Here is an 18789-nt window from a genome sequence, read left to right on the forward strand (position 1 = left end):
GTTAGTTGAGCTTTATTTTTTTCATTATAGATATATACCATTGTAAATATTTTACCTATATTTATAGGTTCTTAATTTGCTCTTTCACATGATTCTTGCTTAATCCTCCGTGGTAACAAATTACATTTTCAATATCTAGCTCTAAATATTTCCTTAAAGATTGTTGTGCAACCTTTATATCCAACGTCGTTGGAATATGAATTCCTCCCAGTGTGCCGTTTGCACTGTACATCGAATCTCCAGCAATAAGCGTTTTACTTTGTTTCAAATATAAGCTTATATGGCCAGGCGTATGCCCTGGTGTATGGATAATCCGAATCCCCCCACAATATGGTAATTCCTGCCCGTCAATCAATGTATCATCCACTTTTCCTTTAGGTGGATTCTCTATGTGCCCATCTTTCAAAAGAGGTAACTCCCCCTGAATGTATGGCTTATCTAGTGCGTGCGCATAAACTTTAATATTGCTTCCACAAGCCTGCAATAGTTCAGGAAGGCTACCTATATGATCAATATCCTGATGTGTTAAAATTACAACTTTTAATTTATCGAATGACACCCCTGCCCTCTCCATTGCTATGCGTAAATCTTCAATTTGACCTGGGAATCCAGTGTCTATTAAAATCGCGATTTCCTGATTCCACAATAGTGTTGGATAAATTATATTCCCATTAAAATCAAGCTTCAACATTTCTACTCCATTAGAAACTTCCATATGTGTTTGTTCTCCTTTTACACTATAGTTTTCACGTAAAATAGGTTTTCTTATAAAAAATAGAGTCAATTTCTAACATCCTTAAGCACAGTCCCTTTCTGCGAAAATAATGCGCGCAATGTTTCAAAATTAACTAACACTGTTCCTACAATAATCGTCACAGTACCTATGACTGTTAGCCATGAAATATATTCATGATAAAAAAGTACACCTAGTACAACGGCAATGAATGGTGAGATATACAGCCAAGTAGAAGGAAAAATAGGATTTGTCCTGGAGACAAGCCAATAATACATGCTATGGCCCATCATTGACCCAACAATAATTAAATAAAGAAGCGAGCCCATGGCAGCTGGACTAAAAAGATATTCAAGATGAATGTTCTCGGTAAATAACGATAAAAGTATTAATAAAATCCCACCATGCATCATTTGCGCTGCATTTAAAGCAATCGGTGATGTCGTATTATATTTTCGAACGACATTTTTAGTATAAATCGTTCCAGATGCGTAAAAAACTTCACCACATATAATGGCGAAACAACCGACTATCCAGAAAGGACTTATCTCAATTGAAAAACTAGGTAAAATCAAAAACGTAACACCGATGACGCCGACGATACAACCAATGAATGAGTTCCGACTGCCTTTTTGCTTTAAAATGAATGACTGAATAATGATAATCATCATCGGCCCTGTAGCAGATAAGACCGCCGCAATTCCTGACGTTACAAATTGTTCTGCCCAGTATAATGTTGCAAATGTCCCAAAAGTTAAACATATTCCTGTCAAAAACATCTCTTTTCGAAAGAATAACCGAATTGTCGCTTTTTCTCTCCATACCATAAAACTAAATAGCAACAAACCAGCAATGAAAAAACGAATTCCTGCTGATAAAAATGGAGGAACGCCTGCATCGACACCAATTTTTATTGCTAAAAACGTCGTTCCAAAAATTAAACACAAAAAAAAATAATTAATCATTACCATAGCAAAATCCCCCTCTTTTTTATCATAAAAGAAAGGAGATAGAACAGATTGAAAAAGATAGACCAGAATAGATTTGGTCGTGATACAATCGTTTTGAGTAGGAGGAATCGAAGTGAGCAAAGCCATTCAAAATGAAGACTATCTTTTTAAAAAAATATATGATTATGTACTACACCGAATTGAACGGAATGAATGGAAAGAACATGAAAAAATACCCTCTGTTCGGCAATTAGCAACAGAAATGAATATTCATCGGTTAACCGTCTTAAAGGCTTATCGATTACTGAAACAGCATAATAAAGTGTATGTAAAAGATAAAGTCGGCTATTTTGTTCAATCTGATTTGACTGAAAATTACGAACACTACTATCAAGACAATCCAATCATTTCTGCATACGTACAGAAAAATCATTTATCTGAAATTCATCAATCGTCAGTTTCTTATCATTTTTCTCAGGCGCTAATCGATCCAAATCTTTTACCAAATCACTTTTTCTCGGACTATGTGAAGAAAGTGTTTGATCTTTACCCAAAAGTACTTGCCACTTACTCAACTGTGCAAGGAGATTTAGAGCTACGTGAGACACTAGCACAATATTTTATCAACCAATATAAAACGCATCTCACTGCAGATGAGCTTTTAATTACTTCTGGCTCACAGCAAGCAATTCACTTAGTCGCTCAAACTTTTATTAGACCTAGAGATGTCGTTTTATTTGAACGGCCAAGCTATAGTGCGGCGATTGATATTTTTAGAGCACAAGGCGCTCACATTGTAACGGTTGATATCTATCCTGATGGGTACGATTTAAATCAGGTTGAATCCTATATGAAACAATACAAGCCACGCTTATTTTATGTTAACCCAACATTTCATAATCCGACTGGTTATACGGTTCCTGCTCGGCAACGAAAAAAATTAGTAGAGTTAGCTGAACAATATCGATGTTTATTAATTGAGGATGATGCGTATCACGACATTTATTTTGATGATGCTCCTCCTCCACCCATTTACACATACGATACAGCGGGAACAGTCATTTATATACGAAGCTTTTGCAAATATATTTCACCTGGTTTGAGAATTGCGACTGTTATTTGTCGATCATCATTACTGAACTTACTTTTAACAGAAAAATCATTAGCGGATAATGGCTCACCACTTCTCAATCAAAAAATTTTTCTCCATTACTTTTCATCAAGTAGATTGCAGCAACACTTAGTGAAAATTCGGATAGCCCTACAAATACGAAAAGAAATCATGGAGGAAGAGCTAGCAGAAACAGGTTGGCAATGGATCAGTCCAAAAGGTGGTCTGAATTTATGGGTGCAGCTCCCTAATCAACTTTCAACTGAAATATTATTAACGAAAAGTATTGAACAATCGATATCCTTTGTGCCAGGTCAAGTATGCGATCCACTAAAACAACAATCTTCTTGGATACGTTTAAGTTATTCTTATGCAAATGAAAAACAAATTAGGGAAGGAGTACAAAGATTGGTTGCTGTGGCACAAACGCTTAAGTGAAAGACATAGCAAAAATCAACCATGTTTGTTTATAAAGAAAAAAGCTCAAATAACTAGTAAGTTATTTGAGCTTTTTCTATTATCATTCTACATCCTGTCTTAACAATTGAATTTCCTCAACCGTTAAGCTTGTTAACGCCATAATCTCCTCATTGGTATTTCCTTTTGCTATCATCTTTCTCGCAATGGCTTTTATGCCTTCTTGAATTCCTTTTTGGATGCCTTTTTCAATCCCAGCTTGTTCTGCATGGTATTTTGCATCTTCTAGTGTCGCCACCTCATCAATCATAAGTTTGATTCGTGATTCATATGCAATAATGGATTCTGGATCTTGACTTAGTTCTTCCCACGCTTCAAACGCTTCACGTAAGTTTCTGTCTTTCATCGCTAATTCCTCCAATACTTTATAAATATCTTCATATACTTTCTGCCTGCGACCATCTACCATACTAAGCAATAGCAACCATTTTACTATCATATCTTCAAGTGGGTTTAGTTCTTCCATTAACCAAGCCTTAAAAAATTTATTCATTTCAATAAAATGAATTTCTAAAACATCATCTGATTTTTGTATACGCTCTAAAGTTTTATCTTCATACAAATGATACGAACTATGATAATGAGTAAAATTTTTGAACAATGTAAAATCACAAATATTAATTGTAATGGTTGGATTTAGTGTATGGTACCCTTTTCCTTTTTGTAACTGTAAATTGTAAAGCCTAGACCAATAATATAAAGTTCGTTTGAACATATCATTTTTATTTGCTAATTGTATTTCTATATTAATAATATCTTCGTTTTGTGTTTTTAAGACAATATCTAAGTGGGATAGTTTATCCTCTTTATACGCCCCACCTACTTCGTGGTTGATAAACGTTACATCTTTTATATTATTTCTACCTGTACGATTTAATATAGCATTCAGAAAATCAATTGTTAATCGTTTATTGCGGTCACTACCAAAAAGCTGCTTAAAAGCAAAATCAATCTTTAAATCCATTAGGTTTTTAAGTGGAATCTGACTAATAACTGGATTTTTCATTACTCATCAACCTCTGTTCTCAGTTTTATATCATGCTTCTAGTACTCTTTTTGTTGAGTCAATTTGGTGTGCTATAATTGTGAGATTTGCCAATTTCTTTTTATATGATAATAATTCTCATTTATTTTATCGTAATGAGAAAATCCATTTTTGTCAAAATAAAAAACAACCGTGTACAAGCTGCACGAAAACTTTCAAATGTAGTGAAAGTAAAAAAACCCCTATAATTGGATTAAAACTACAAAAAAAATCATCTCGCCTTTTAGTTTTCTAATCAGTGAGATGATTTTTACTCTAATTTTCCTATCTAACATTAAACTTAATTCGCACTATCAACTTTTTGATATTAGACACTCCACGCTGAGTTAATTCATATTGCCCTACTGCACTGTTGGATTTTCTAGTAAAATAGCAATGCCTTGTCCGCCACCAATGCATAAGCTTGCTACGCCGTATTTAACACCTCGTTTTTGCATTTCTAATGCAAGCGAGTAAGTAATACGTGCTCCACTCGCACCGACTGGATGCCCAAGTGCAATTGCACCGCCATTGACATTCACTTTTTCTTGATCAATACCCAGTTCCTTTAAAACTGCTAATGACTGTGCAGCGAATGCTTCATTTAGTTCGAACAATCCGATATCCTCTAATGTTAAATTTACTTTTTTCATTAATTTACGAATCGCTGGTGCTGGGCCAATTCCCATCATTGTTGGATCTACCCCTGCAGTTGCAGAATTAATGATTTTTGCTAATGGTTTTAACTGATGCTCTTGTAAGTAAGCTTCTGATACAAGGACAATTGCTGCGGCACCATCATTAATACCACTTGCATTCCCTGCTGATACCGAGCCGTCTTTTTTGAATGCTGGTTTCAGTTTTGCTAAAGCTTCCATCGAAATTTCTTCACGTATATGTTCATCCTCAGTTATCTCAATCATACCTTTACGTGTCTTTACTAATACTGATGCAATTTCCTCTGCAAAACGACCTGAACGACGAGCTTCCGCTGCACGTTTATGTGAGTTGAAGGAGAATGCATCCTGTTCTTCACGTGATATTTCATATTTCTCCGCTAAGTTTTCAGCCGTCATCCCCATACCACATCCTGCAACCTCATCATATAAAGTCGCCCATAACATATCCTCTACGATTGGTGCTTTATTGGGCGATCCAAAACGTGTACCTCGTAAAACTTGGGGTGCTTGGCTCATATTTTCTGTACCCCCTGCAATTGCAGCTTGAATATTCCCAAGTTCAATTTCCTGCGATGCAGTCACAATTGCTTGTAATCCCGAACCGCATAAACGGTTAACCGTAAGTGCAGTACTGTCCTCCGTTAAACCACTTTTTAATCCGATGTGTCGAGCTAAATATGCCGCTGAACTTGTTGTTTGAATGATATTGCCAAAGACGATTTCTTCTATTTGATTTGCCTTTAGCCCTGAACGATGTAATGCTTCTTTCACAACGACAACACCTAGATCAATATCAGTTGTATGAGCAAAGACACCGCCAAAAGAACCAAATGCTGTTCTACTACCATTTACAATATATACTGACATCATTACTCCCCCTTTTTTACATTCCACCTGAAACATTAAGCGCTTCGCCAGTTATAGCCGTTGCATCCTTTGAAGAAATGAAATATACACTATCTGCAATTTCTTCAGCTGTAATAAAACGTTGCATTGCTTGTTTCGGATACACAATCTCGTTTAATGCCTCGACTTCAGTCATACCTCTACTTTCTTCAAGATCTTTTAATTGTTTCACCAGTAAAGGTGTTTTCACTGGTCCTGGTAAAATGGCATTTACTGTAATCCCATACGCAGCACCTTCAAGTGATGCTACTCGTGTTAAACCAATAACACCGTGCTTCGCAGCGACATATGCCACTTTTTCTGGTGTTGCCAGCTCGCCATGTACAGAAGAAATATTAACTATACGGCCATGTTTTTGCTTTTTCATATACGGAAATACATATTTCGTCATTAAAAACGGGCCTTTTAGCATGACATTTTGAAGTAAATCCCACTTTTCTTCTGGAAAATCTTCAATTCTAGCACGGTATTGTAGGCCTGCATTATTCACCAATACATGAAGTTCATGATTTTCACAAATACTATTTATTACATGTTGGATTGAACTGGCATTTGAAACATCTAGTTCAACCGCTTCAACCTTTCCAGGATATAAGTCTGCCACTGCTTGTGCAGCTTCTATCTTTAAATCTGCAGCAAATACATAATCGCCTTCTGTTACAAACTTCTCCACCATTGCTGAGCCTAGACCTCCACCTGCACCAGTCACTAAAATGTTACGCATGTTCCATCCCCCTTTGAATAGTAGTAAATGTTTTTAGCTGTTGAATTAACGAACGATCACGCTCGATTACATATTCATCTAGACCTTTTCCAGGATAATCAAAGAAACCTTTAGAAGACTTTACACCAAGGTAGCCTTGTTCAGTTTTATCATTAATTACACTATACGAACGAACTTTTGATTCAATTGCTGGCTGTAATTGATCTAATACTATTCCCCAGACGTCCAATCCACCAAAATCAATAATCTTCAATAATCCACTAGAGGCAAATCGGAAACCTGGGCCTGCGAAGATTGCTTTTTCTAAATCCTGTTCAGAAACTACACCGTCTTCTAACAATGCTAATGCTTCACGTGCTAATGCTACTTGAATACGATTGGCTACTAGCCCTGGTACCTCAACTTGAACTTTAATTGTCACTTTGCCCACTTGTTGCATTAATGCGTCAACTTCATCATATGTCTCTTGTTTTGTATCAGGACCTTTTAGTAGCTCCACAAGTGGTACAATATGTGCAGGGTTAAAGAAATGTGTTAGCATCACTTTATCTTTCCGCTTCTCTACATAACGAACGATTTCTGAAAGTTTTAGGCTGGAAGTATTTGAGGTTAATATTGTATGTTCAGCACAAACCTCATCAAGTCTTTTGAAAATTTCCTGCTTGAGCTCTAGATTTTCTGTGGCAGATTCTATGACCAAATCACAATTAGCAAGCTCTTCGATTTTTGTAGTAAAGGTTAAACGATCCGTAATGGTATGATCCGAATCTGCGAACACTGTCCCCTCCTCCCTGAAAATCGTCAAATAGGTTTTCAGTTTTTCACTAGCTAATTGTAGAGATTCTTCGTTAATATCTTGTAAAATAACAGGCATTCCATTTGTGATAAATTGAAAAGCAATACCAAACCCCATTGTTCCTGATCCTATAATTCCTATTTTTTGAATCATCTTTCTTCCCCCTTAAGAATTAATATAATAAAATTGCTGCTATTAGCATTGGAATACTTGCAATTAATGGTGCAATAACCGAAACGACAAAGATATGTTTATAAGCATCTTTATGGGTTAACTTTGAAGCTACTAAAATTGTAATAACAGCTCCATTATGTGGTAGCGAGTCTAGACCGCCCGAGGCAATTGCGGCTACTCTATGCATAGCATCAGGATTTAACCCCATTTTCAAGTAAGTTGATGAAAGGGCTTCCATTGCAATTCCTAGTCCACCACTTGAAGACCCCGTGATGCCAGCAAGCGCCGTTGTTGCTAGGAAAAGTGAAATAAGCGGACTACCTGGAATTTGTGCCATCGCTTCATTAAAAATACTAAAACCTGTCGTAATCGCTATTACTGAACCATAGCCAACATCCGCACTCGTATTAATAATAGGCAGCACTGCTGATACAGCACCTTCGTTAAGCGAATTTTTCTTCACTTCAATATATTTCCAAAATAAGACGGTTGTTAATAATACAACACCCATTAGTGTGTAAATGATTTCAACCTTGAAGATATTCAGAGCGACTAACAAGGCAATTGGCGGAACTAAACTAAGAATTGCATTTGGTAATGTACGCCCCTCATAAATATCTTTAATACCTTCCTTGCCATTATGATCAGGGTTTGTCATCCCCGCATAAGTTTCCTTGCGCTGTTCTGAACGTTTTAATGCAAATTTCATATACCATAGGTTTATCGCAATAACGAAAACTGCTGCGATAATCCCTAATAATGGAGCTGCCGTAACCGTTGTACCAAGATAGTTAGTCGGAATAATATTTTGAACAGATGGTGTTCCTGGTAACATCGTCATTGTAAAGGTTCCGATACCTGTAAAAAATGCTGCCATAAAAAGATGCCACGGAATATCTAACTCTTTAAATAACGGCTTCGCAATTGGTAATACTGCAAAAATAACTACGAATAAACTTATGCCGCCATACGTTAAGAACGCACAGATAACCATAATTGCTACTAACACTTTATATTTACTATCTTTTCCGATAATTCGAAGTAGTAGATTAGCGATTTGACGAGCTGCACCACTATCATCCATTAGCTTACCGAACATCGCCGCAAATAAGAAAATTAGAAAATAATTTCGAACGTAATTGATAAAGCCAGTCATATACGTTTCTTGGAACGTTTCTAAAATCGGAAACCCATTCGTCACCATAACGAATAAACTTACAACTGGAGCAATAATGATAATACTAAATCCTCTTAGTGCTAATACGATTAATAGAATTAATGAAATTGTAATCGTAATCAAACTCCACATAGGCTTCCTCCTTCAATTAGATACTAATTTTCCGTTTTAATGGTAATCCAATGCGTGATTCTAATTCTTCAAATGTTAAATCTCCATAAATATCCTTTAGAATAATCTCACCATCTTGGAATAAAAAGTTCGCATATTCCGTTATAAGTTGATTAACACGCCGTTCGCCGCTCGAATCCAACGTCAATGTTTCTACTAATTTAGAAGAACCATCTTTGGTAAAAAGGGTACTTGCTACAATTACTTTCTTCGCACCAGCAACTAGATCCATTGCGCCCCCTACACCTAAAATTGGTTGATTGGGTACAGACCAGTTTGCAATCTCACCATAACGATCAATCTCTAGTGCTCCTAGAACAGCTACATCTACATGTTTTCCACGAATCATCGCAAATGAGAAAGCGCTATCAAAAAATGCTGCTTCTGGCGTAATAGTGACAGGAGCTTTCCCTGCATCTATTAATTCTATATCTTGCTCGTTTTCTCTCGGTGGTGGACCCATGCCGATTAACCCATTTTCAGTTTGGAAATATATTTTTTTATCTTCAATATATTTAGAGACTAGCGTTGGAATTCCCACCCCTAGGTTGACTACATCGCCATCTTTTAGCTCACCTGCTATATGCTTTGCAATAATTTCCCGACTATTTAGCTTCAACATAGGCTCCCCCTTGTTTGATGTACTTACTTTCAATGATGTAGTCTACAAAAATATGTGGTGTAATAATTTCTTCAGGGCTTAACTCCCCTATTTCAACGATTTCATCGACTTCCACAATGACTATTTCTGCAGCAGTTGCCATTATTGGGTTAAAGTTTCTTGCAGTTGTGTGATAAACCAAATTGCCAGCTTTATCGGATTTTGCTGCTTTAATAAGGGCAATATCTCCTTTTATGGCCTTCTCAAATAAATAACGAACACCATCAATCTCTCGAACTTCCTTTCCTTCTGCTAGCCTTGTTCCAACACCAGTTGGTGTGTAAAAACCACCAATGCCAGCACCTCCGCTTCGAATTGCCTCAGCTAAAGTCCCCTGTGGCAATAAATCGATTTTCAAATTCCCCATTGACCAAGCCTTAATAGCTTCTTTGTTAATCGTGAAAAATGAACCTATCGCTTTATCAATTTTTCCTGCTTCGAACACTTTATAAAGACCTTTGCCTTCATCCCCAAGATTATTGCTGACAACTTCATAATTTCCTGCCTCAAACTTCGCAACAGCATCTAATAATGTTAACGGTGTACCTGAAATGCCAAAACCGCCGACTAATAGACGCATAGAATCCTTAAACAAAAATTCTAGCTCTTCAGCTTTTCTCAGTTTTTCCACTTTTACTATCACTCCTTATTAGACTAGACTATAGTCTGATGATATAATGGGAATAAATAATAGTCAAACATTTTAGAAAATTCTTTCTTTAAGGAGCGAGAAACAATGGATTTAGAGAATAAAACAACAAAAGGTATTCAAACACAACTTCACATTATGAGCGTAGCCCTCGAATTATTTAAAAAGCTTGGCTACGATAATGTATCGGTGGATCGAATAGTCAAAGAAAGTAAAACATCAAAGGGATCCTTTTATCAACATTTCCCATCTAAATCAAGTATTTTTATGATGCGTTTTATGGAAATGGACAAAAGTTATGTACATATTTATGAGGAAATAAAGCAACAATATACTTTAGCAATAGAACGATTGGAAGCCTTCTGTCTAGCCGTATTCCGTTGTATTGAGGAAGAAATGGGAAAGGATTTAATGCGCGTTATTTACTCGGCTGCAATCATAAGCAATGAGCATACTTTTTTCACAAATGAAAATCGTAAATTGTATGTGATATTGCACCAAATAATTGAAGAAGGAAAAAAAGATAACTCCATTCGACACATTGAATCGACAGAAAAATTTTTTCAGATGATTGTACAAAGTTTGATGGGAGCCATATATTATTGGGGCTTGCAGTTAGATCATGCAAAATTAGAGGACTTAGGAAAACCTTTAATAAAACATCTCATAACAAGTCTACGAAACTAGCTAATAATTTTAAAAACAGAGACTGTGAAAAAATAAATCTTATTTTAGAAATCCGCTAGCTTTTTGAATTGTTATGCCAATATTGACATGTGTTTGCTCATATTTTCTGTATTGCTGTTGGACCATAATAAAAAACTCCTCAAAATGAAGCTGCTTTGGGGAGTTAGTTTTATATTGCCTATTTTACAATAAAATTATTTTGCCATCTGTTGAGTAATTTCAAATCTTTTCTTAGTCTTGTGTCTTTTGTACATATAAGAAAATAGTTTAATATATTGGCCGACAAGTATAGCGTTTAAAACAGTACCTTCTCGAATAAACATAATTTTACCTGCTAAAATCAGTCCGAAGATTAATGCTAAAGCAAGTAACGTCAAGTCAAAACACGTTTTAACATTCCCCCATTTAAACCCTGTCCTTAGCTGAACAGCATTAACGAAATTATCAATCGGCATTAGCACAACCTCCGATTGAAGCATAAGGAATACACCAAAAGCTAAAAATGCATCTCCAATAACAAGTGTTAAAAATTTAGTCCAATACTCTGGAAGATCTAGGTAAGTAAATGTTAGAGAGAGATTGAAATCTAAACAAACTGCAAATATCGCCGATGCGACTAGTCCCATAATATGATATAGCTTAAACCCTTTTCTGTAGACTAAAAATGCTAGCACTAACATGATGCACTCTAAAATAAAATTTGCCCTTCCCTGTGTTAACCAATCAAAATGGACTACAAAAACTCGTTGAAAGGCACTTTGAGGTGAAATTCCAATCCCCGCTGTTATGGCTAAACTAACACCAATTGATAAAATATAAATACCAATGATATAAACAATCCATCGTTTTATTAAACTGTTTCTATCCGATTTTAAAACGCTTTCATTTTGCATAAAAATCCTCCCTTTCCCCTTATGAATTTCAATAGCACTGGTTAATCATTTTATATTTCGGGTAGAACATATAGCAGAAAGTGCCTCTGTAAAAAGTTATTTTTCACCGCATTGGAATTTTTTCGGATGTTTCGCTATCAATCTTAGTTGCGGGATTTATTTGCTCTGGCTAATTAGCTGTAAGTCTTATTTCATAAGGCGGAATCGGTGTAGAGAAATAAATAGACTTAAAAGTTTATTTACGACAGGTTCACCTTCGTTGTGATTACCCATTTCTTCTAAAGCCACATCAATGGCATCCGCACTTTTAGTTAATTCATCCACAGTCATGTTCGCCATGGCGCCATAAATTTCTAGTGGCATCACACTCTTGATTGCCTTATCAACGGTTACAATACAGCCTCCTGAATATTTATCTACTTCTTTTGCACAGAAGCACATCTCGTCACTTTCCTGTCCTACGACAACGAAATATGGTGATGGAGCTGACCAGAACGTTGCAACTGCACCTTGTTCGACATAGACTCCTTTAAATAGGCCATTCACGACATGACGTTTTCCATCTGCATAACGTTGAATAACAGACAGACGGCTGAATTTTTCACCTTGATATTCTGGAACAATCTTGCCATTTACCATTGGCACCCAAATTTCTTGATGAAACTTTTCATGGCCGCGACCATATACATCGAATAAATAAACTTTTGCTTTAGTCCCATCTTCGGAAACTTCAAAAGGGACAATATCTAACTCAGACGGTGTTAAATCATTTAAACCTGGTACGCCCTTTGTACACATGGAAGAGTAATCTATCTCTACCTTCTTTAATATTTTTTTGTCTTTCGCTATCAATTCGCCATCCTTAAATACATAAAGAGGATTTATTTTTGATAGGCTGTCCGTCAAGACAATGTCTGCAAATCGTCCAGGTGTTAAAGAACCAATTTGATTTTCCATATTGTAAGATTTAGCTGTATTTAATGTTGCCATCTTGATAGCTTTAATCGGGCTAATCCCCATCTCCGTACATAGGGAAATAATCCAATCCATATGCCCCATCTTAAGCAACCTTTCAATTGAGATATTATCGGTACATAACATAAAATTATCTGTTGGAAATTTGCGGTCTACAATGGCACGAAGCAATGTTTTAATTACTTCACTGCTTCCTACACCAAACTTAATTTGGGTTGGAAAACCGTAACGAATGCTTTTCTCAATATCGTCTGCATTCCAAACGTCATGATTATTGGATGTACCGATGGCAGGCAAATAGTTTAAGATCATATCTGGAAGAGCAGTCAAGCCCCAATGCCCATTCATGAATCCCCCTTTTTCTCTTACCCAGGAAGCCTTTTGGAAGTCATCTTCATCTCCCTTACTATAGGTAAAATGTTCGAATTCACCTAACCCAATTACAGGCTCCATTTCTAATACTTCCTTTGTTACCGATGCAGCTACTTTTTTCCCTGGGGCAAATGCAAATAATCTGTAGGGCAGTTTTTCATAATCTCTAAACAAACCTTGTGCCGCTTTTACACCATCTTCACCTGCTGCACTTAACAGGTCTAGTGTCTCAGCAAATATTGTCGTTGTTCCATTAGGGACCATTGCCTCGCCAAGTGCTACTGGATGTGCTAGCTGAGATTCAAAATGTAAATGAGCATCTATTAATCCTGGAATTGCGTATAAGCCTTGTCCATCAAATACATCTTTTACTTTAGCGATTGTTTCATCTGGATTTAGAGCTACAATACGCTTATCATAGATTAGTAAAGACCCTTGATAGACCGTTTCCCCATGTACATCCAAAATGTTTACATTTTTAATAAGGAGATCTGCTTCCTTTCTACCGTTTAAAATTTCGTAAATATCCCGCACTTTTTCAAGATGATTTGTTTCTTTTTGTTTCATAGTGTTCTCCCTTTCGTTATCTATTTTCTATTTTTATAAGAAGAGCTTAGCTCTTAACCTATCGGCAAAAACTTTAAGTTAAACGTTTAACTAAATGGACCGCCTGGTTAAACGATTAACTAACTAGCTGTAGTTCTTTATAGTGGTTAAACGATTAACTACATGGCTGTATATACTTCAAATTAAATTGGTTAAACGTTTAACTAATTCGCTATATAACACTGTTGATTAAAATAGTTAAACGTTTAACCAATAGATACTGACTATTTATTTTTTAAAATCAACAAGATTTCCGTTCAACGATAAACGGTTCCAATACAGTTACAGATTCAAACTTTTCTTTTTGAATTTCACTTAAAATAATCTCAGCACTTCTTATGCCTAATTCCTGATTTTGCAAGTCTACACAAGTTAGCTCAGGTGTAGAGATTTGCGATAATAAAGAATTACCCAAACTTAATACAGCAATTTCCTCACCTATCCGAACGTCAGCTTGAACTAACGCTTTAGTCAAATAAACCGCACTCAACTCGTTAAGCACAAAGGCACTATTAATATTATTTTGAAGAAGGATTGGCACACAATCTTTCGATAAGTCCATATTATCGTCGATTTCTATAATCATAGGCTTTTGCTTAACCTTGCTAGCTTGACTAATCCCAGCCAAAAATAAATCTAGTACATCGTTAGGTAGCTTTTTGTGAACTAAAGCCATTTGATTTTTACCTTTTGAATATAAATACTCCGCCCCTATTTTACCGGCCTTGCTTAAATCGGGGTACACAATCGGAAAACCAGCATATGGGATACATCTATTTGCATAGACAACGGGAATACCACATTCGTTTAAAAAACTAGGAATATTATCTTTAAATGATAGATCAGAAAATAAGCCAATAATGATAATTCCTGCCACCATATTTTCACGCATTAGTTGTAGTATTTCATTTTCACTTATATTTAGGTTGTCTACTTCATAAATAAAGAGATTATAATGATGTTTTCCTAAAGTTTGACTGATTCCAGAAGTGATTTCTGAATAATAAAGGCTATTAATCTTTGGCAGGATTAACGCAACATTTGTAGTTTCCTTACGTTTTAATGCTTTCGCAACTATATTTGGTACATATCCCAGCTCTTTAATAGCGACTTGAATTCTTTCCTCTGTTTCTTTTTTCACAACAATATTTTGATTTAAATATCTAGAAACGGTACAAGCGCTTACATTAGCATGTTCTGCAATATCTTTCAAAGTTGTCATATCCATTCTCCTTGCCTTTAGTTAATCGTTTTAGTAAAACGTTTAACCTTTAATAAACATAAAATATCACGTTAAAAGTTTAATAGCAAGAAAATTCTGTTTATTTTGTAATTTAAATTTCTAAACACCGCATATATTTACATTCGTTGAAGAATAGTATTCTTTTCACAATAAAAAGACAGGAAGCAAACTCGATACTAAACGAGTTTGCTTCCTGTCTTTTGTTCATGTTACATTTTTTTCAATTTTTCATATTCAAGCTGTAATTTTTCAATACGTTTTCGGCCTTCCTCGCGGTTTCTTGCTGTTTCTGCTTGAATTTGCTTGGTTTCTTGGATGCCAGCCATAATTGTTTGCCATGTAGTTTCAATTGTTTCGATTTTAATGCTTGGGCTACCAGCAGCGCGTGCAATATTAACACTGTTTTTGCTAATGTTTTCTGCATTGCGCACAAGCATTTCATTTGTGCGGCGATCCAGTTCAATCATAGAATCAGAAATAAGCTTTTGACGCTTTAATGTTACAGCGTGAATTAGTCCTTGTTTAAAAATTGGAATAGTCGTTACAAATGCAGAGTTTATTTTACCGATTAAATGGTTATTACCTTGTTGCATTAGGCGAATTTGTGGAGCTGATTGGAATGAAACTTGCTGTGCCATTTCTAAATCATAACGTCGTTGCTCAAGTAATTCTACTGCACGTTGCATCGTTTCGAATTCCATTGCAGCTAGTTGGTCACCTGTTTGGGCTTTTTGCTCTAACATTGGTAACGCTGCACGGACTTCATCTGCCTTTACTTCAATTGCCACAATAAATTTACTTAATGTTTGGAAATAGTCTAAGTTTTGGTCGTATAAGTTTTCGAGGTCGATCGTATTACGTTTCATTTCAACTTCATACTTTTGAATTTCACGGTAAATTACATCAACTTCTTTATTCATACTGTCATATTTTGATAAAAATCGTTCTAACTGTTCTTTTCCTTTGTTAAACAGCTTTGTAAGGAAGCCCGCTTTTTTCTCTTCTGCAAAATCTTGTGGATCGAATTTATCCATCACTTTATTTAAATTATTTAATAATACACTGGATTCTTCAAGCTTACTAGCTTTCATTGTCGCCAGCATTTTATCTGAAAAAGTAGAAATGCCATTCGCTGTTTCTTTTCCTAGCTCTAACATAGCAATTTGATCTTTTACATCAATTTTTTGAGCAAGCGCATGAACTTCTGGGTCCTTCTTTAAAATAAGTTGGTTTTGTGCAATTTGTGATAGCTCTTGCTCAGAAACCAATGTCGGTGTTTGCACTGGTTCAGCTTGCGTTAATGGGTTAGGTTGTAAAAGTGGATTTTCAGTTGCGAATGGATCTTTTGATTTAAATAGGTCATTGTTCATTTCAGACATAAGTAATACCCCCTGCGATTAATCTCTTCTATTACATACGAATAGTAGATGAAAAAGTTTCACCTCTTTCGCGGTAGTTAAAGTTTCAGTCTAATGGAAAGACTGTTTAGCTTCATTTGCTATACAGTCCATCATTCCTTCTTCCCAAGTATAGCTTGTTTGAACTAAAAATTCGACTGCTGTTTCTTTCTAGTGACAGGCACTCAAACAATTTTCAAACAATTTATTAAAAAAGCAGCTACATGTATAGCTGCTTTCCATCATTCATTATGTTGTTACTTTTAATACCGTTTTGAACTTTTGAATTACGCCGCCTGTACTATATGTTAAGACGCTACGTTTATAGAATGATAAGCTAAATAAATATGCTACTATAATTGTCACAATTAAAATGCCAAGTGATAGTAATGGCTCAATTACCCCTATATCTGTCGCACCAATACGCATTGGCATCACCATGCCTGATGTGAACGGAATATAAGAGAAAACTTTAATAATAATCGTATCGGGATTACCAATGCCCGACAGCATTACATAAAAGCCAATTAGGGTAATCATCATTGCAGGCATTAGCACTTGACCTGCTTCTTCTACTTTAGACACTAAAGAGCCGAATAATGCACCGACAATTAAGTATAATACAATTGTTAGCAGTAAAAATAAAATTGCATACAGCACATAGCCGAGCGATAATTCCTTCACAATACTTGCCGCCATTTCCCAAATAACGCCGTCTTTTGCGAACTTTGCGTAGATTAGGAAGACTACTGCAATTATCGCCATTTGTGTCATGGCCAGCAGCAGAACACCTGCGATTTTGGCTTTAAAATGCGTAGCAGGTTTCACACTTACTAATAGCATTTCCATAGCGCGTGAGCCTTTTTCAGAAGCAATTTCAGTTGTAATCATTGATAAGAATGTGGAAATAAAGAAGTAAATTAATATACCGACAGCATAGGATACCCATAGCCCAGATTGTTTTTCTTCCTCACTTTTCCCACCAGTCGTTTCTTCATTTAAATTTTTATTTGAAATAATCGTTTTGGCAGCCATGATTTGCGCTGCTTGTTCTGAAGATAAAGATAGTTTTTGTACAGCGTAATGCTGCCCAGCATATTGCAATAACGAAGAAATCGTTGATTGATCATTTAATTTCAAAGGCTTAAATGTTGCAATTTCTGCATGCAACTGACCGTTCTGATCACTCACTTCCACAATAGCAGCAAGTTCCCCATCTTTTACTTTTTGCTCTAACTTCTCTATATTTGTCTCATCTTGAATAAACGCCATATCACTATTAGACACAAAGATTCCACTTAAATCTGCTGTCGTATCATTAACAATCGCGATTTGCTGTGCTTCATCGTTCCCTGTAAAGAGTTCTTTAATATCTGACCAAAAAATAGCAACAGACATTGCTAGTACATATAAAAGCGTCATTAAAATAAACGATTTTGATTTCAATTTTGATTTATATAATTGCTTCATTAACAAACTAAATTTCGACAACGCTGCCACCTACCTTATCTTTAAAAATTTCATCCAGTGTTAAATAGTCTAAACTAAATTTTTCAATGTACTTACCTGCAGATAAATATTGGAAAATACTTTCAGCATAATGCTCATCCTCTAGCATTAACACCGTTTGCTCTTTTTCTACACGTACGTCTTTAACCCCTTCTAGCTTAAGTAATTCGGTTGTAGAGTAATGCGTTCGTACAGACAGCTTCGTTTTACCGTACTGTTTCTTTAAATCTAATAAACTGCCAGAAAAAAGTGAAACGCCCCGCTTTAAAAGACATAGATGATCGCAAAGTTCTTCGACATTATCCATTTGATGACTTGAAAATAAAATCGTTGTTCCTTGTTCTTTTAGTAGTAAAATGGCATCTTTTAGTAAGTCTTTATTCACTGGGTCGAGACCGCTAAAAGGCTCATCTAAAATTAAAAACTGTGGTTTATGAATAAAGCTTGCAATTAACTGTACTTTTTGTTGATTTCCTTTGGACAACGTTTCCGCTTTATCTTTACGTTTTTCTTCTAAATCAAAACGGCTAATCCAAAAATCAATATCCTTCTGAAGCTCTGCTTTTTTCATCCCTCGTAGCTCTCCAAAAAAGTAAAGTTGCTCCTCAACTTTCATTGTAGGGAAAATGCCTCGTTCCTCTGGCAAATAGCCAAGAACATCACGGTTGATTGAATTAACGGGCTTGCCATTCCAAGATATTGTGCCTGCTGTTGTTTCCTGTAAATCTAAAATCATACGGAATGTCGTTGTCTTCCCCGCCCCGTTTTGACCAATAAGTCCAAAAATCTCACCTTTTTCAATTGTAAAATTTAAATTATCAACCGCTGTGAAATCTTTGTATTTTTTTGTGACATGCTGTAATTGTAATGTCAT

Annotated in this window: 17 protein-coding genes; 2 read left to right on the forward strand and 15 right to left on the reverse strand. The window is 35.8% G+C overall.

All coding sequences use genetic code 11. The features are described from left to right. Positions 1-61 precede the first annotated feature (61 nt). Both ACIQ1H_RS08160 and ACIQ1H_RS08165 read right to left on the reverse strand, forming a co-directional pair. A complete protein-coding gene (locus tag ACIQ1H_RS08160) occupies positions 62-715 on the reverse strand; it encodes an MBL fold metallo-hydrolase (protein ID WP_402888577.1) in 654 nt (217 codons plus the stop codon). 65 nt (positions 716-780) lie between these two features. Continuing rightward, positions 781-1704, reverse strand: a complete 924-nt coding sequence (locus ACIQ1H_RS08165) for a DMT family transporter (protein WP_402887939.1) — start codon at positions 1702-1704, stop codon at positions 781-783. Between the two features lie 112 nt (positions 1705-1816). Between ACIQ1H_RS08165 and ACIQ1H_RS08170 the strand changes: the two genes are divergently transcribed. Continuing rightward, positions 1817-3232: an aminotransferase-like domain-containing protein gene (locus tag ACIQ1H_RS08170; protein ID WP_402887940.1), complete on the forward strand. Its 1416-nt coding sequence runs from the start codon at positions 1817-1819 to the stop codon at positions 3230-3232. 82 nt (positions 3233-3314) lie between these two features. Here the strand turns inward: ACIQ1H_RS08170 and ACIQ1H_RS08175 are convergent, their stop codons facing one another. The 7 genes from ACIQ1H_RS08175 to ACIQ1H_RS08205 form a co-directional block, all read right to left on the reverse strand. Further along, positions 3315-4277 (reverse strand): Rpn family recombination-promoting nuclease/putative transposase, encoded by a 963-nt coding sequence (locus ACIQ1H_RS08175; RefSeq protein ID WP_402887942.1) that lies wholly within the window; start codon positions 4275-4277, stop codon positions 3315-3317. A gap of 380 nt (positions 4278-4657) precedes the next feature. Beyond that, the gene (locus tag ACIQ1H_RS08180; protein WP_402887944.1) at positions 4658-5845 is read right to left on the reverse strand and encodes a thiolase family protein; all 1188 of its coding nucleotides are present in this window, start codon (positions 5843-5845) and stop codon (positions 4658-4660) included. A 13-nt stretch (positions 5846-5858) separates the two neighbouring features. Continuing rightward, positions 5859-6605 (reverse strand): 3-hydroxybutyrate dehydrogenase, encoded by a 747-nt coding sequence (locus ACIQ1H_RS08185; protein ID WP_402887946.1) that lies wholly within the window; start codon positions 6603-6605, stop codon positions 5859-5861. After that, positions 6598-7554: a 3-hydroxyacyl-CoA dehydrogenase family protein gene (locus ACIQ1H_RS08190; RefSeq protein WP_402887948.1), complete on the reverse strand. Its 957-nt coding sequence runs from the start codon at positions 7552-7554 to the stop codon at positions 6598-6600. The genes ACIQ1H_RS08185 and ACIQ1H_RS08190 overlap by 8 nt, the downstream gene beginning before the upstream one ends. Before the next feature lie 19 nt (positions 7555-7573). After that, positions 7574-8884 carry a GntP family permease gene (locus tag ACIQ1H_RS08195; protein ID WP_172771121.1) on the reverse strand — a complete coding sequence of 437 codons (1311 nt, stop codon included), beginning with the start codon at positions 8882-8884 and terminating at the stop codon, positions 7574-7576. Positions 8885-8900: 16 nt separating this feature from the next. Continuing rightward, positions 8901-9545, reverse strand: a complete 645-nt coding sequence (locus ACIQ1H_RS08200) for a 3-oxoacid CoA-transferase subunit B (protein WP_402887950.1) — start codon at positions 9543-9545, stop codon at positions 8901-8903. Further along, the gene (locus ACIQ1H_RS08205; RefSeq protein ID WP_255639716.1) at positions 9529-10215 is read right to left on the reverse strand and encodes a CoA transferase subunit A; all 687 of its coding nucleotides are present in this window, start codon (positions 10213-10215) and stop codon (positions 9529-9531) included. Before ACIQ1H_RS08205 ends, ACIQ1H_RS08200 begins: the two co-directional genes overlap by 17 nt. A 105-nt stretch (positions 10216-10320) precedes the next feature. Here ACIQ1H_RS08205 and ACIQ1H_RS08210 point away from each other — a divergent pair, with 105 nt between their 5' ends. After that, positions 10321-10920 carry a TetR/AcrR family transcriptional regulator gene (locus ACIQ1H_RS08210; RefSeq protein WP_172771119.1) on the forward strand — a complete coding sequence of 200 codons (600 nt, stop codon included), beginning with the start codon at positions 10321-10323 and terminating at the stop codon, positions 10918-10920. Positions 10921-11114: 194 nt separating this feature from the next. Here ACIQ1H_RS08210 and ACIQ1H_RS08215 read toward each other — a convergent pair whose 3' ends face one another. The 6 genes from ACIQ1H_RS08215 to ACIQ1H_RS08240 form a co-directional block, all read right to left on the reverse strand. Next, the gene (locus tag ACIQ1H_RS08215) at positions 11115-11813 is read right to left on the reverse strand and encodes a YczE/YyaS/YitT family protein (RefSeq protein ID WP_402887952.1); all 699 of its coding nucleotides are present in this window, start codon (positions 11811-11813) and stop codon (positions 11115-11117) included. A gap of 186 nt (positions 11814-11999) precedes the next feature. Then, a complete protein-coding gene (locus ACIQ1H_RS08220) occupies positions 12000-13727 on the reverse strand; it encodes an amidohydrolase family protein (RefSeq protein WP_402887954.1) in 1728 nt (575 codons plus the stop codon). Positions 13728-14007: 280 nt separating this feature from the next. After that, the gene (locus ACIQ1H_RS08225) at positions 14008-14988 is read right to left on the reverse strand and encodes a LacI family DNA-binding transcriptional regulator (RefSeq protein WP_402887956.1); all 981 of its coding nucleotides are present in this window, start codon (positions 14986-14988) and stop codon (positions 14008-14010) included. A 230-nt stretch (positions 14989-15218) separates the two neighbouring features. Continuing rightward, the gene (locus ACIQ1H_RS08230) at positions 15219-16388 is read right to left on the reverse strand and encodes a toxic anion resistance protein (protein WP_402887958.1); all 1170 of its coding nucleotides are present in this window, start codon (positions 16386-16388) and stop codon (positions 15219-15221) included. A 267-nt stretch (positions 16389-16655) separates the two neighbouring features. Then, positions 16656-17897, reverse strand: a complete 1242-nt coding sequence (locus tag ACIQ1H_RS08235; RefSeq protein ID WP_402887960.1) for an ABC transporter permease — start codon at positions 17895-17897, stop codon at positions 16656-16658. Beyond that, positions 17884-18789, reverse strand: coding sequence for an ABC transporter ATP-binding protein (locus ACIQ1H_RS08240; RefSeq protein WP_337981538.1), 906 nt, complete (start codon positions 18787-18789; stop codon positions 17884-17886). The genes ACIQ1H_RS08235 and ACIQ1H_RS08240 overlap by 14 nt, the downstream gene beginning before the upstream one ends.

It is taken from the genome of Lysinibacillus sp. NPDC097279 (assembly GCF_044761745.1).
Classification (GTDB): Bacteria; Bacillota; Bacilli; order Bacillales_A; family Planococcaceae; genus Lysinibacillus.